The organism is Persicobacter diffluens (assembly GCF_036244895.1).
GTDB classification, from domain to species: domain Bacteria; phylum Bacteroidota; class Bacteroidia; order Cytophagales; family Cyclobacteriaceae; genus Persicobacter; species Persicobacter diffluens.
The window spans coordinates 183,064-197,382 of the sequence record NZ_BQKE01000004.1; the positions used below are offsets into that span (position 1 = coordinate 183,064).

At 43.7% G+C, this 14,319-nt stretch carries 7 protein-coding genes and 1 pseudogene; 4 read left to right on the top strand and 4 right to left on the bottom strand.

All coding sequences use genetic code 11. The features are described 5' to 3' along the window. The first annotated feature begins 20 nt into the window (after positions 1 to 20). Positions 21 to 1,376: a RagB/SusD family nutrient uptake outer membrane protein gene (locus tag AAA970_RS22915; RefSeq protein WP_338239214.1), complete on the top strand. Its 1,356-nt coding sequence runs from the start codon at positions 21 to 23 to the stop codon at positions 1,374 to 1,376. A 335-nt stretch (positions 1,377 to 1,711) separates the two neighbouring features. Here AAA970_RS22915 and AAA970_RS22920 read toward each other — a convergent pair whose 3' ends face one another. From AAA970_RS22920 to AAA970_RS22935, 4 genes and pseudogenes are all read right to left on the bottom strand, one after another. Continuing rightward, positions 1,712 to 2,107: a hypothetical protein gene (locus AAA970_RS22920; protein ID WP_338239216.1), complete on the bottom strand. Its 396-nt coding sequence runs from the start codon at positions 2,105 to 2,107 to the stop codon at positions 1,712 to 1,714. A 363-nt stretch (positions 2,108 to 2,470) separates the two neighbouring features. Then, on the bottom strand, positions 2,471 to 2,782 hold the full coding sequence (locus AAA970_RS22925; protein ID WP_338239218.1) for a hypothetical protein: 312 nt from the start codon (positions 2,780 to 2,782) through the stop codon (positions 2,471 to 2,473). A gap of 1,430 nt (positions 2,783 to 4,212) precedes the next feature. Next, positions 4,213 to 5,724, bottom strand: coding sequence for a sulfatase family protein (locus tag AAA970_RS22930; RefSeq protein ID WP_338239219.1), 1,512 nt, complete (start codon positions 5,722 to 5,724; stop codon positions 4,213 to 4,215). Continuing rightward, positions 5,724 to 7,322: pseudogene (locus tag AAA970_RS22935) on the bottom strand (sulfatase family protein). Before AAA970_RS22935 ends, AAA970_RS22930 begins: the two are co-directional and overlap by 1 nt. A 242-nt stretch (positions 7,323 to 7,564) precedes the next feature. Here AAA970_RS22935 and AAA970_RS22940 point away from each other — a divergent pair. The 3 genes from AAA970_RS22940 to AAA970_RS22950 all read left to right on the top strand — a co-directional run bounded on the left by AAA970_RS22940 (position 7,565) and on the right by AAA970_RS22950 (position 14,318). Continuing rightward, positions 7,565 to 11,209 (top strand): Ig-like domain-containing protein, encoded by a 3,645-nt coding sequence (locus AAA970_RS22940; RefSeq protein WP_338239220.1) that lies wholly within the window; start codon positions 7,565 to 7,567, stop codon positions 11,207 to 11,209. Between the two features lie 79 nt (positions 11,210 to 11,288). After that, complete coding sequence (locus tag AAA970_RS22945) at positions 11,289 to 12,896, top strand: sulfatase (protein WP_338239221.1); 1,608 nt, start codon at positions 11,289 to 11,291, stop codon at positions 12,894 to 12,896. After that, on the top strand, positions 12,897 to 14,318 hold the full coding sequence (locus tag AAA970_RS22950) for a sulfatase (protein ID WP_338239222.1): 1,422 nt from the start codon (positions 12,897 to 12,899) through the stop codon (positions 14,316 to 14,318). The last annotated feature ends 1 nt before the right edge of the window (position 14,319 follow it).

The following is a 14,319-nucleotide window of genomic DNA, read 5'->3' on the forward strand; positions in this document are numbered from 1 at the left end:
GACTTTTTAACCTGAATACCATGAAATTAAAATATATATTTTTCAGCTTCCTGCTGATGGGAGGCCTGACGGCTTGTTCAGATTTTCTGGAATTGACCCCTCCGAATTCCATAGGTGAAAATAATTTCTTCGAAAGCCCGGAGGAAGTAGAATCTGCCGTAATGGGGGTTTACAGTAATTTACAGGACCTGACAGATATCGCCTGGTCCATAGAGGGAATAGTGGATGACAATGCCTATCCGGGAAATGAGGGTTTTTATGCCGAAATGAATACCTTTTCTTTTGATCCCTTTACCGGCCTGTTTTACGAATACTGGAGATTATCTTATGCGGCCATCAGTAATGCCAATTTGGTGCTGGCCAATATGGATGCCGTAGCGGATGAAACTTTAAAAGAGCAGTTGCAGGCAGAAGTATTATTCCTGAGGGCCTATATTTATCATCAGTTGGTACAGCTGTACGGAAGCGCTCCGCTGATTCTGACGCCCATCAGCCATGATGATTACGGGGCCATGCGCAATACGCCTGTAGCCGATGTATATGCCCAAATCATTGCTGATCTGAAACTGGCCGTGAATCAATTGCCAGCCAGTCGCCCTTCAGAAGATGCCGGAAGGGTTACTCAATGGGCCGCCAAAGGGATTTTGGCCAAGGCTTACCTTTCCGGTGGGAATAAGCTGGATGCCCAAAGCACACTGAAAGATATTATTGATAACGGAGGCTTTGGTTTGATGGAGCACTATGCTGAAATTTTTAGTGTGGAAATGAACAAGGAAATTCTTTTTGCCGTTCGCTACAGTGCCTCCGACAATGAACACCAGACTTTCTCCTATACCTTCAGCCCTAAAGGCGAATTCGGAGGGGTAATGGCCACGGAGAATTTACTGAACAGCTATGAGCCGGGTGATATCCGGAAAGACATCAGCTCCGGTGATGATGGCGGTCAGCGTATCATTAATAAATACCAGTCGATTGGTATTTCCACAGAGCAATCCGGCGTGGACTGGGTGGCCCTGCGCTATGCTGATATCCTGTTGCTTTATGCTGAACTGGCCAATGAAAGCAATCCTCTGGATACCGATGCCATCAGTTATCTTAACCTTGTGCGTGGTCGTGCCAGCCTGCCGGAGCTGACTTTTAGTACGCAGCAGGAACTGGCTGATGCCATCGCTCAGGAAAGACGAGTGGAGCTGGCTTTCGAAAATCATCGCTGGTTCGACCTGAAACGTTATGGTAATGCGGTGGAAACCATCGATGCCTATCTGAAAGAGGCCGAATTGCCGAGTAATATCAAGGCTCATCACTTATTATTTCCATTCCCTAACCGCGAGATCAATCTGGCCGAAGGGAGCCTGATGCAGAATGATGGCTATTAAAGTATCTTGACTGCACATTTAAGATCGGTATCTGCAGCATTCATATGCAAGCGCTTTCTATGAGGAACCGATCCTGAAATGCGGGAATATTTATACGTAATAAACCTAATCTATAATAGTTCGCCCCTCCGGAAGGAGGGGCTTTTTTTATTTATTATAATTTTTATCATTGAATGGGCTTGTGTTATGGCGAGCGCTGTGAGCACCATTAAGCACCTAAATGCCGGCGTGCTGGCCGCGGTTGCTTCGTGAAATTAGCACTAAACGATGAAGTTTTGACGGTGAGGTTTGACAAGTAGGAGGAGATGGTAAGCCGGTTTTCTGGTTTTTCTGATTTAATAAGTTTTTTCAATTCCCAAATAGTCAATCAATCCAAAAATTAAGTCGTTGAAAATCACGCCTAATATGGTAGTTATTGCAATACTTACCAAAATGATTTTTGAAAAATATAGTAATTTATAATTCCCACTATTTTCTGTCGCAATTTGAATAGCAAATGGGATGAATATCATGAATATTGGAATTCTAAATGCAGGACTAAGCCCCCAGGCACTGCCTTCCATAATATAACTTAAACAAATCAGCCCGAAGATGGTACCGGCGAATAAAAGACCAAATATTAATTCTTTTATTGTAATTTGACTCCTTTTTAGCTGTTTGAATGTTTTTGCAATTGATATTATTCCAAGTATTAATGCTAACAGTAAAATAGGTATGATAATTATTCCCATATTTTTAATTTAACTTTTTAATCCGCTCTGGTCCTTTGTGTTACATCGAACCCAAGCTCTGAATTCCATGGATTTTGTCCTTGTCGCTTCGCAAATTTAGCACTAAACTATGAAGTTCAGATGTTGAGGACTGACAAAAAGTGGAGGGAGAATAAGGGCCAGTTCGAAAAGCTGCCAGTTTGCTCATAAGTATGACGAAGGATGATTCCAAATATTCTATCACTGGCCTCTGGGCTATAGTTTCTTGAAACGCTCTGTATGTCAAGAGCCTATGAATGGAGAGGTTTACCAAGGGGTCTGTGAGAAGTCAGGCGTGGAATTTCCCTGGCTCACTCGACTGTAGCACTTTTTTTTATTCCACTATTATATTTTGATATAGTATCTATATAATGGATTTCCATATAGATAAATCATGAAGATCCATATTGTTGGAATTATAAGTAGTAAAATAATATTTACAATTCTAAATTTCAGTTGTTTTTCAAACTTAAACATAACCATAATTGAAGCAATGGCGATTACAAATAATGAAATCAGAGAAAAAAGAAGAATAACTGCATCAGTTTCTGCATCATTATTTCCTTCATTAGTTTGTAGTAAAAAATAGTAAAGGGTAATTATTTGCAAACCCCAAATTAAAGAGGGGTAAATAAACCTAATTAGTTTATTTTTCATGATATGTATTTGTTTAATAAGTTTTAGTTTAATTATTTAGGATGTGCTACAACGGCTCGTATAAGAGTAGTAGCGGACTTCAAGGCGGTTTCTTGTCAATTTACTAAGTAGCCAAAGCTGCACACTATCTAAATAGTCAAATCGGCAGATTTGGCGGGGCTGATTAGAACCTCTAACGCCCAAAAACCCACGAAAACCGCTATTACTTTTATACATTGCGTCTGCCCAACATGGGCACCATTATTCTATTCGAATATAGAATAATATTCTAGAGGCTGCAAGTCCCTTATGCGCGGGAGTAAAGCCCCGAAGCATTAGTATGCGCAAGGCTTCGGCCTGAGCCTAGCTGCAGGGTGTTTTATTGTCAGGTCAGCACATACACTTGAAAGGAATGACCCTCAGATTCCAAGCATTCATGCATATCAACCGCCTTTAAAAGTTGCTTCTTTAACCCCAAACCTTGTCGGCGATCGTTCTCTTCCAAAAGAGATTCAATTCTTGCGATGATTTTATCTGTCAGCTTCGAATTAGTTCGATTAGAGGAGCATACTTTGGATGTTTTGCTAAACTCGCTCTCAGGGCACTTTGAAGATCGTTGTGTTGAGGCCGTAACTCTTCAAATTCCTTAAGATATTTTCTTACGGTCCTTCTACCAACCTTCAATTCCTTTACAATAGTGCGCTGGTTTTGATGATCCCTGTATTTCCTTAGCAGAATTTCTTGATTTGTGTTCATAGATACCATTTTGTAATCTATTTCAATTTCGAATTAGATTGATGAAGTGGTACCCTTTTCAATTAGAAGGAGGTATTATTTTCATTGGAGGTTACACTATGATGCTACGGGCAACCGGGTATCTAAACAACATCATGGACAAAGCAGCATCTACATCCGCGGTCGCTGAGCCTGTCGAAGTGAGAAGCTTCCGGTAACCATGGCGGTTTATGATCAGGCAGGGGTACTGAAAGAAATGCCGATTACGGTAGTCAGCGGATTGAGGATCAATGACCAAATTTTATTCCACTATTTATAAACTAGGGGTTAAAACCTGCAGCTATCACCAAATGTACCCTCGGCACAGCTGTCCTGAAAGGACTTATTGTAGTAGACATGGAATTTATTCCATGGTTGATGAGGGGGATCAATTGGGAGAATGGTTGTGTGGTATCCTTTGAAATGATGAGTGGGTCGTAGACCAGAGCCTACGGCCAGAATAAGGTGAAAAAATAATCTGTGGAAATCTGTGTCATCTGTGGACAATAAAGAATAATCGATATCCGATTTAAGATGTTCGATTTTCGATGGGCGAGGGGTATCCGTGGAGAATAAACAAGCCGTGAGACATAATGACTGATGCCTTTACAGGACAAGCTGTATACAAAAAGAAACGGATCGCAGACCATAGCCTACGACCCGTAAATAGTATATTATTAGTGCGCCACTTCCTTTTGGCTCAGGCGGTAAGCCTTGAACTGCGCTTTGCTTTGTTCCATATCTGGTACGGTAGCGAGATAGTTGTCCAATAATGATTTGACTTCTTCTGCCTTGGCGGTCTCAATGCTTTTCAGGTCTTTGTGCTCACCAGGGTCGTTCTCAATATTATACAAAAAGAATTCCCCAGCCTTGTTCATTGTGCCTTTGTAGTTGCCCGACAATACCGCTTTTTGATAGTCATTTTCCGACCAAAAAACGGGTGTCTCCCTTTTCACAGCTTTTCCTGAAAAAGCAGTTTTGAGGTCATGACCGTCGTAATTTGCCTCAGGCAAATCTATGCCACAAATTGATGCGACCGTTGGCAACCAATCCACGCCCACGAAGGTCGTTTCTGTATCTACTTTCCCTTTAGGGGCATTTTTTGGCCACTTAACAATCAACGGCACGCGGATTCCACCATCATGCACACTTAATTTTCGGTCACGGTAATCGCCCGAAGAACCTACATTGTTCAACAGCGTCGGCATTTTTTTATAACGCTCCACCACGCTTTCTTCTTCCACCTGAAAGGTCAGAGGCCCAGGACCATTATCACTTGAGAATACGATCATGGTATTTTCTTCCAAGCCATTTTCTTTCAGAAAGGTCATCAGTCGGCCAACAGCCTTATCCAATGCAGTCAGATCCGCACAATAGGCCTGCATACTTTTGTTGATGTCGCCGTGTTGTCCAACAAACTCCAAAAATTCGCGCTGCCATGGATTTTTGAAATCCTCCAGATTCACTTTCAGGTTTTTGTACACCGACAGTTGCTCCGGCGTTGGGTCGATATAGGAGTGCGTTGGTGCTACCCACAAATTGACATAAAAAGGTTTGTTGTCCTTCTCGATGGATTGCTTTTGGATAAAGTCCATCGTCAGGTCCACATATTTATCCGTGGATTTAGCCCGAAAATACGGATCCTTGCGCTCCTCCTTACTCCAGGTCGGTCCGCCGCTTAGGATAGTCAAATGCTCATCGATCCCGAAATCACTCGGTGAATTCGAATATTTTTTCCCGATGTTCATGTGCCATTTACCGAAGTGAGCTGTCGCATATCCTGCCTCTTTCAGCATTTTGGTCACACTCGGTTGCTCAGGCATCAGGTTGCGGGTGCCGTAAAATTCCCGGGAAGGATATTGACCCCGCATCAATCCATAACGGCTCGGCGCACACCAGGAAGCAGACATATAGGCTTTGGTAAATCGGACCCCGTCAATTGCGAGTTGGTCAATATTAGGTGTTTGGGCATAGGGGTGACCCGTACATCCCAAATCCCCTGCACCGAGGTCATCGGTGAGAATAAAAATAATATTGGGTTTTTCAGCTTCTGCCGTTGCTTTTTGGGTAGGCGGCTGGCAGCGAATCAATAATCCGACAATTAATGCAATCAGCAGGGTAATTTTTGCCGCCCAAGGCCACCAGTTTTTTATTTTAAAAAATGTATTCATCATTGAAAAATTAATCATTAATAAGCATTTATCTTTCTTCTCGATGCTTCTATTTGTAGATATTTATCAATAAAAAACTGATCATTGGCATCTGAATCACCATAGGATTTTCTCAGCTCTTCAAGTTGCTCATGCATATCTTTTTTTACCGAAGCATAAGCAGGATCCTGATAAACATTGGTTGTTTCCTCGGGGTCTTTCTCCAGATTATATAATTCCCATTCATCAATATCATAATAAAAATGAATCAGTTTGTAACGTTGGGTGCGGATACCATAATGACGTTTCACACGGTGAATAGCGGGATAGCCGTAGTAGGTATAATACAGCGCATCACGCCACTATTGTTTGGGGTTTTCGAATAAGGAAACCAATGATTTACCCTGTATATCATCAGGCACATCAACATTGGCCATCTCCAAAAAGGTAGGTGCAAAATCAATGTTCTGAACCAGTTGATCTACTTTAGATTTAGCAGGGATCATTTTAGGGTAACGCATCAGGATCGGGGTGCGGAAAGATTCTTCATACATAAAACGCTTGTCAAACCAGCCGTTTTCACCCAGGTAGAACCCTTGATCCGACGTATAAACCACGATGGTATTGTCTGCCAGCCCCTGTTCGTCCAAATAATCCAATACTCTTCCTACCTGATCATCCACGGATTTAATCACCTTCAGATAATCCTTGATATATCGGTTGTATTTCCAGATCGCCAACTCTTTCCCACTTAATTTGTCCTGATGGAATTGCTCATTCAATGGGCCATAGTGTGCCACCCACTCCTCGCGTTGTTCGGGCGTAAAGCGGTCCAACTCCTCAGAAAAACGCGTCGGACTGCCATTGGGAGCGTGCAACAACTTGAAATCATGTCCCCAGTCCATATGCTTTTCAATCATCATTTCAGCAGACTTCGCCGCCTGCCCACGGTTTTGTGTAGGGTTGAAAAAGCTTGCAGGAGGCATAAAAGTAGTGTCCTTATAAAGGTCGTGGTATTTGGGTTCGGGATGCCAGTTGCGGTGCGGCGCCTTATGGTGATACAACATACAGAAAGGCTTTTTCTTGTCCCTTGTTTTATCCAGCCAGTTCAGGGCCTTGTCCGTGATGATCTTGGTTACATAGCCCGTATGTCTTACCGTATCCCCATTATGGATCAAATCAGGATTATAGTAATGTCCCTGATCGTGCAACACGTCCGAATAATCAAAACCCTGCGGTTGCCCATCGAGGTGAATCTTTCCAATCAGGGCGGTTTCATAACCATTGGCCTGCAGACTTTTGGCAAAATTGTCCTGATCCCAGTCGAAGGCTTGCATGTTATCAATTTTACCATTGACAAAGCTGTGCTTTCCCGTCAGCATGGCTGCACGGGAGGGCGCACAAATACTGTTGGTAACAAATCCTTTGGTGAAAAGGGCTCCTTCATTGGCAATACGGTCAATGTTGGGGGTTTGAATAAGTGATGCTTTTCCATAGGCCGAAATGGCTTTCAGCGCATGGTCATCACTCATAATAAAAAGAATATTGGGGCGGGTATCGGTGGTGGATTGCCGTATTTCTTTACATGAAACGTTGAGAAATCCACAGATCAAAACCCAAAAATAGAATCGTTGCATGATGCCTGATTTTGTGTAAAAAATAATAGGTGAAGCTAAGGTAAAAGTTGTTCTGGGGTTGAAATTATGGTATCAAATTGTACTCTATACTTAAAAAAGTATGCATCATTTTTCTTTATAGCTATTGTAAATCAATCTTTTAGCGGATTGAGAATATGTTCACAGCAACTGAGATTGAGATCACATCATTTTGCTGAAGGTCTGCTTAAATTTAGATATCATTTTTTAACCAAAGCTGTCCAATGAATACTTTTTTTACATACCAAAAAATAGGAGTCTTCCTATTGCTTTTAATAAGCTTTAACCTGCAGGCTCAGACGCCAACACATCACTACCTTTTCGATGGGAACTTAACAGAGTCCATCACCAACAAAGTAGGAAAGATCGGCAACAGCGAGGCCGTTCTTTTAGGCACAGCCTCGGTTGTTGGCCGAAATGCGCTTGATTTTAATGGAGTCGATGAGGCGACCGCAGGTGCTTTTATTCCCAATAACGGCAAATTCACCTCAGGCTTCACTCAAAGAAGTTTCGCCATTTGGATTTATTCAAGAGACAATAGTGAAGCACGTCAGATCTTTGAGGAGGGCGGCGTTAGCAAAGGAGCGGGCCTTTTTGTCAAAGAAAACCAGTTGACTGTCCGATTCAAAGAGGGCGGGGCCATTGGTGAATTAAGCATTGATTATGGTGAGGATTTCGAATCTTCCTGGCATCATTTGGCTTGGTCATATGACGCGGGTGAAGTGAAGATTTATCTTGACGGTGAGCTTCAGGTAACAGAGGATGTTGGCGTACCTGCCATTACCAATCACAATAACCCTCCTTCTTTGGGAGGGATCAATTCCACGCAAACGCCAAACGGATTTGGTGGCAAATACTTCGACGGAATGCTGGACGATTTCAGAATGTATGATAAATATGTCTTGACTCAGGAGGATGTAACAGCGATGGCTGCCTTTCCAACAACTGAGGTTGAAAATAAAGGAATTGCTTCCAGTATAGAATTGGTGGACGGCTTGGTGGGCACTACGGGTCAATTGACTGCTCATAAATTCCCTTCTGTTGTTTTTGACAACGCTCAGCTGACTTTCAACTCAGACGGCGAAAGCATTATTATCATCGATGCCGATGGTCAATATGAAATAGTCGGTTCGGGCAAAACGCAGGTAACCATTTCTGATCCAGAGGGGATTGTAGAAGATGTGATGGTTCCTGTTTTCGGTTATGTGGAATCGGATTTTTATGTCAGTGATGTAAAACTCTCACAAACCACCTATGTGATTAACCACGGACAAAATACCAAAGTCAAATGGATGGTTTATCCTGAGATCGCAGACAATAAGGCGGTTACCTTCAGCAGTTCAGATGAAAACATCTTTACCGTTGATGCCGAAGGAAACATCATGATCACCGAAGGTGCTCAGTTGGGAGACATGGCGACTTTGACGATCACCGCAACAGATGATCGTGCCAATCCAGGAAACCCTTTTACTCATACTGCAAACGTAAAGGTGAGCGATTTGGTCTTGCATTATACTTTTGATGAGCAGGATGGAAATCACATTTTTAGTAGCAATGGTGCTGGAAAGGCAGGCATTCGCGATGGTGAGGTAATGGATCTGGCGACGGAGGAAGGGCTTTTTGGTAGTGCCTTTAAATTTGAACCTGAGGATCCGGAAAACGGTCCAACGGTTACACTTTCGGAGCAGATCGTGCAGGGCTTCCCATACTCTGTTACTTTATGGACCAAGATCACCAATTCGGATGGCTTGTCCTATATCTATTCGCTGAACGACAGTACCAATACGGATTATACAGGTATTGGGGTAACCAAAATGGGCGATGCAGCAGATAAGAAAGGAAAAGTATTTTCTTTTATTCGCTGGAATGGAGGAGACAAACGAGTGGATGCAGGAACCAACATTCAGGATCAGTGGGCACATGTGGCCATCATTTTTCAGAGTGATTCTGTTCGACAATTATTTGTCAATGGAAAAAGGTATGTTTCGGATAGCACCAAAGCACCGAATTTCAGGATGGACAATCAGCGTTTGACTATCGGAAGTGGCCGTCGCGGAGATTTTGATGGACAACGTTTTTCAGGTTATTTAGATGATTTCAGATTGTACAATGTTGCGCTTACTCCTGAAGAGGTTGAGGCGCAGAAACCTGACTTTGTTTCTTTTGAAGTGATAGAGGCGATCAGCCTGAAGGATGCTGAAACGTATGCGGTTGAGCCAGTGCTTTACCCCAAATGGTCCAAAGGAACGGAGAAGATTAATTATACCTCTACGGATGAAGAAATCGCTACGGTCGATGCCCAAGGGGTAATAACTGCCATCGGAAGTGGGGAGTGTACGGTACTTGCGACCGTTGAGGGGCAGCCTGAATTGACGCAAGAGATCACTGTCTCAGTGAATATAGAAGTGGAATCCGTTACGATCGATGCACCGACAGGAACGATTGAAATGGGGCAAACTTATGCTGTAGAAACAACCATACTACCTGCCAATGCCATTGATAAATCATTGACTTATAACAGTTCAGATGAAACGGTTGCTACCGTATCAGCAGAAGGAATCATCACGCCTGTTGCTGTGGGAACGGTGGAAATTACCGCAACAGCTGTCAATGGAATCGAAGGAAAAGTAAACCTTGAAATTATTCAGACAGCCGAGTCCATTGCCATCAGTGGTGAAACGGCAGACTTGTATTTTGGTCAGACCACTCAATTAATGGCGACGGTTTTACCCGAAAATGCGGTGGACAAATCTGTTAGCTGGATGAGTTCAGATGAGGCCATGGCAACTGTTAGCACCGAAGGATTGGTTACTGCCCTAAGTGCGGGAACAGTAACCATCACAGCCACAACGGCCAATGGATTGTCAGATGAAGTAAGCATTACCATCCTTGATCTTGCTGATGAGTTGTCGATCAGCCCTGAAATGCCGACGCTCTATGTCGGTGGTGAGCAGGAATTTACCATCAACGGATTACCCGAAGGAGCGACCGCTGTTTGGAGTGCTTCGAATGAAAGCATCGCCACAATCGATGCGATGGGAACAGCCACTGCCCTTGCTCAAGGCGAAACGGAGGTAAAAGCCACGGTAACCTACATGGAACATACCTACGAAGTGATGACCAGCCTAACGGTCAAGGTGATGTTGGAGCAGATTGAAGTTGCGCCTTTGTCGGAAACCATTGAAGTGGGAGAGACTTTGCAACTGACCGCAAGCTATTCGCCTGTAGAAGCAGATGCACCGACTTATGAGTGGAGCTCTGCCGACGACAATATCGCCACAGTAGATGCAAAAGGGATGGTTACTGCTGTCGCTGTTGGTACGGTAAAAATCATGGTCAAAGCTGAAGGTACCGAATTGATGGCAGAGATGGATTTGACCATTGTTCAGTTACCTGAAAGCATAGTGATTGAAGCTGTTGAATCTCCACTAAAGGTAGGGGAATCGGTGCAGTTGGTCGCGACCGTTTTACCTGAGGATGCGATTGAGAAGCAACTCACTTGGAGCAGTTCGGATGAAAAAATTGCCGAAGTTACGGCAGGCGGTTTAGTAAATGCTTTTGGCGTGGGATCAGTAACGATCACCGCTGAAACGCAGAATGGAACGGAAGCCGAAATTACTTTGTTGGTGGAGCAGGCCTTATCGGCCGAACAAAATCAGCAATTGGTATATCCAAATCCTGCTGATAGCTACCTGTTTATCAAAGGAATAGATAGCGGATCGGTTACCTTCATCAATGTGTTGGGTAATCAGATTCGCTTGCAAGTACAACAGGGACAGGTGGATGTTTCCTCACTGATTCATGGGGTGTATATATTGAGATTTGAAATTGAAGGGGTAACATATATAGAACGTTTGATTATCAAATAGTTGATTATTGACATAGAGGCGTTATTTTTAACGTCTCTATGCTTTTTTACCTGATATCGACCTTATTTTTATTTAGCTTATGAGAACGAATTACTTTTTATTGTTGGTGATCGCTACCTGTTTTGGAGCCTGCAAGCAGGTGCCACAAAAACAAGAAGTCAGCAAACCCAATGTGCTGTTTTTGTTTTGTGATGATTTGAATGACATTGTGATGGACAGTAATTCACAGGTCATCAGCCCGAATATTGATCGCCTGATGGCGCAGGGCACCACCTTTACCAATGCCCATGCCAACGCACCGCTGTGTGCTCCGAGCCGAGCGAGTTTGCTCTCGGGTTTATCTCCTCAGACCTCTGGCTACTTCGGCGCAAGACAATATGACTGGCGGGAGTTACCGACCCTGGCCGAGTCCAAAACTTTTATGGAGCATTTCAAGGACAACGGCTATAAGGTCATGGGTACAGGAAAAATATTCCATCATAAGCATGCCGATACCACCGTTTGGATCAATGAGGGAAAATACGAACACGGACATAATTTCAGCTTTGGACCATTCCCATGGGACGGCAAAAGAAATATCAATGGCTGGGGAATCACTCACCCTGACTTCCCGACGCTTCATACCGATGCCCTTTGTACGTCCTTGGAAAATGTGCCGAATATTCCCGCCGATCCTGCCAATGGAATTCCTGGCCACAACGGATGGAGACTTTGGTATAAGGACTATAAATACAACAGCGAAGATGATCGTGATCCGATGCCCGATGAGCTCAATGCCCAATATGCGGTGGCAGAATTGTCAAAAAGACATGATAAGCCTTTTATGCTTTGTGTAGGCTTCAATAAACCGCACGCGCCCTATATTGCGCCTCAGAAATATTTTGATATGTATCCACTCGAAGATATCAAAATAGAATATGCACCGATCAATGACACTACTGACTGCGCCAAAATTCTGGTGAGAGATACCGACTATGGAACATTGGATCATGGCTACAAAAATTACCGTGCCGTACAGAGCCTCGGACCAGATGGTTTGAAGAAATGGACGCAGGCATATTTGGCTTGTATCACTTATGTGGATGATCAGATCGGAAAAATCCTCGATGCGTTGGAGGAAAGTCCTTATAAAGACAACACTATTGTCTTTTTGTCTTCGGACCATGGCTATCACATGGGACAAAAGCAGTGGTTGTTCAAAAATACGCTTTGGCGCAAAGGAACACACATCCCCTATATTTTTGCAGGAATGGATATTCCTAAGGGAAAAAAGGTGGATGCCGCCGTTTCATTGCTTGATTTTTACCCTACCATTACTGATTTGTGTGGGGTATCGGATAAGCCCAACCAATCGGGTAGCCAACTTGCTTTGGACGGGGTTTCTTTGAAGGATTACCTGTATGGTCAGCGGAATGAAATGGCCGAAAAAATGGCCACCATCTTTGTTGCTTCCTTCAGTAAGCGAGAGGATCGTGCCGTTGTAGGGGATTATCGAAACCATCACACAGCCATTGTTTCTGATCAGTACCGATACATCCGATGCCTGAACGGAGAAGAAGAATTGTATGATTTTATAGCCGATCCGAAAGAAGAAACCAACATTGCCGCTTTGCCAAAATATGAAAAAGTGATGGTGAAAATGAGAAAGGCATACGATAAGATCGGTCAGAAAAAACAGGCAAGTTAAATGAAAAGACTAAGCATAGTTTTAGGGTTGTTTGCACTGATGTCTTGTGGCGAAGTTCAAAAACAGCCGATGAATGTTTTGTTCATCGCCGTGGATGACCTTCGTCCCGAGCTCGGTTGCTATGGGGCCGAACACATTCAGTCGCCCAATATCGACGCATTGGCCACCGAAGGGACGGTATTCAATCGTGCATTTTGTAATGTACCCGTTTGTGGGGCATCAAGGGCATCTTTACTCTCGGGGCTTCGTCCGACACAAAGCCGTTTCAAGGTTTATAATACCCGAAAAGATGAACAGGCGGGAGCGTTTCCCTCAATTCCTGCTCACCTGAAGCAAAACGGCTATCAGACCATTTCTTTGGGAAAAGTTTATCATATTCAGAATGATGATTCCCTGGCTTGGGACAAGATTTGGAGAAATAACAAACCCCACAACAATCGGGATTATGCGCTTGCACCTAATATTGCGCAAGCCAAAACCAATAAAAGGCATCAGAGTGTCTGTTCAGAAATCCGACCAGACGATGGTGAATTATATAATGACGAAATCCTTTCGAAGCAGGCAATCGCCACATTGGATCAACTGAACGAGGGTGATCAACCCTTCTTTTTGGCTGTGGGGTTCTGGAAACCACACCTGCCTTTTAATGCGCCCAAGCGTTTTTGGGATTTGTACGATCCTAATGAGATTGATTTGCCCGAAGGAGGATTTAACCCTGAAACGGCTCCCGAGCAAGCTTTTCATAATTTCGGGGAATTGAGAAATTACAAAGATATTCCAGGCGGTAAGCATCCGCTGCCAGATTCTTTGGCAAGGCACCTGATTCATGGCTATTATGCTTGTGTATCCTTCGTTGACGCACAGATCGGTCAGGTGCTGGATCACCTTAAAGCCACTGGAATGGACAAAAATACGATGGTCGTTTTGTGGGGAGATCATGGATGGAACCTGCGCGATCATGGCTTATGGTGTAAGCACAGTAACTTTACGAGCTCTACCCGTAGCAGTCTGATCATCAACCTGCCCGAAAAACAGATTCAATATTCGGATCAGATCGTTGAATTCGTGGACATTTACCCCACACTGACAGAATTGCTTGCCCTTCCGAAGCCGAAGCACCTGCAGGGGGATTCCTTTGCGCGCGGGCTGACGGACGAAGACTGGCAATCCGATGGTGTTGCGATTTCCAACTGGGAAAAGGGGATCAGTTTGATCAACAAGGAATATGTCTATACTTCGTGGATAGATGAAAATGGTCAAACAGCAGCACAGATGCTTTATGATGCAAATAAAGATGCAAAGGAGCAAAACAATCTTGCCCCAACCGCTGATCCCGAATTAATTCAATCGTTGCAGGAGCAAATCAAGCAACATTTGAATACCGATTATTTTGACAGACTTTATACAGAAGCACAACCTTAGC

Excerpts from the sequence above, each read along its gene's own strand:
- AAA970_RS22950 (WP_338239222.1), top strand. The coding sequence starts at position 12,897 with ATGAAAAGACTAAGCATAGTTTTAGGGTTGTTTGCACTGATGTCTTGT.
- AAA970_RS22920 (WP_338239216.1), bottom strand. The coding sequence starts at position 2,107 with ATGGGAATAATTATCATACCTATTTTACTGTTAGCATTAATACTTGGA.
- AAA970_RS22925 (WP_338239218.1), bottom strand. The coding sequence starts at position 2,782 with ATGAAAAATAAACTAATTAGGTTTATTTACCCCTCTTTAATTTGGGGT.
- AAA970_RS22945 (WP_338239221.1), top strand. The coding sequence starts at position 11,289 with ATGAGAACGAATTACTTTTTATTGTTGGTGATCGCTACCTGTTTTGGA.
- AAA970_RS22930 (WP_338239219.1), bottom strand. The coding sequence starts at position 5,724 with ATGATTAATTTTTCAATGATGAATACATTTTTTAAAATAAAAAACTGG.
- AAA970_RS22915 (WP_338239214.1), top strand. The coding sequence starts at position 21 with ATGAAATTAAAATATATATTTTTCAGCTTCCTGCTGATGGGAGGCCTG.
- AAA970_RS22940 (WP_338239220.1), top strand. The coding sequence starts at position 7,565 with ATGAATACTTTTTTTACATACCAAAAAATAGGAGTCTTCCTATTGCTT.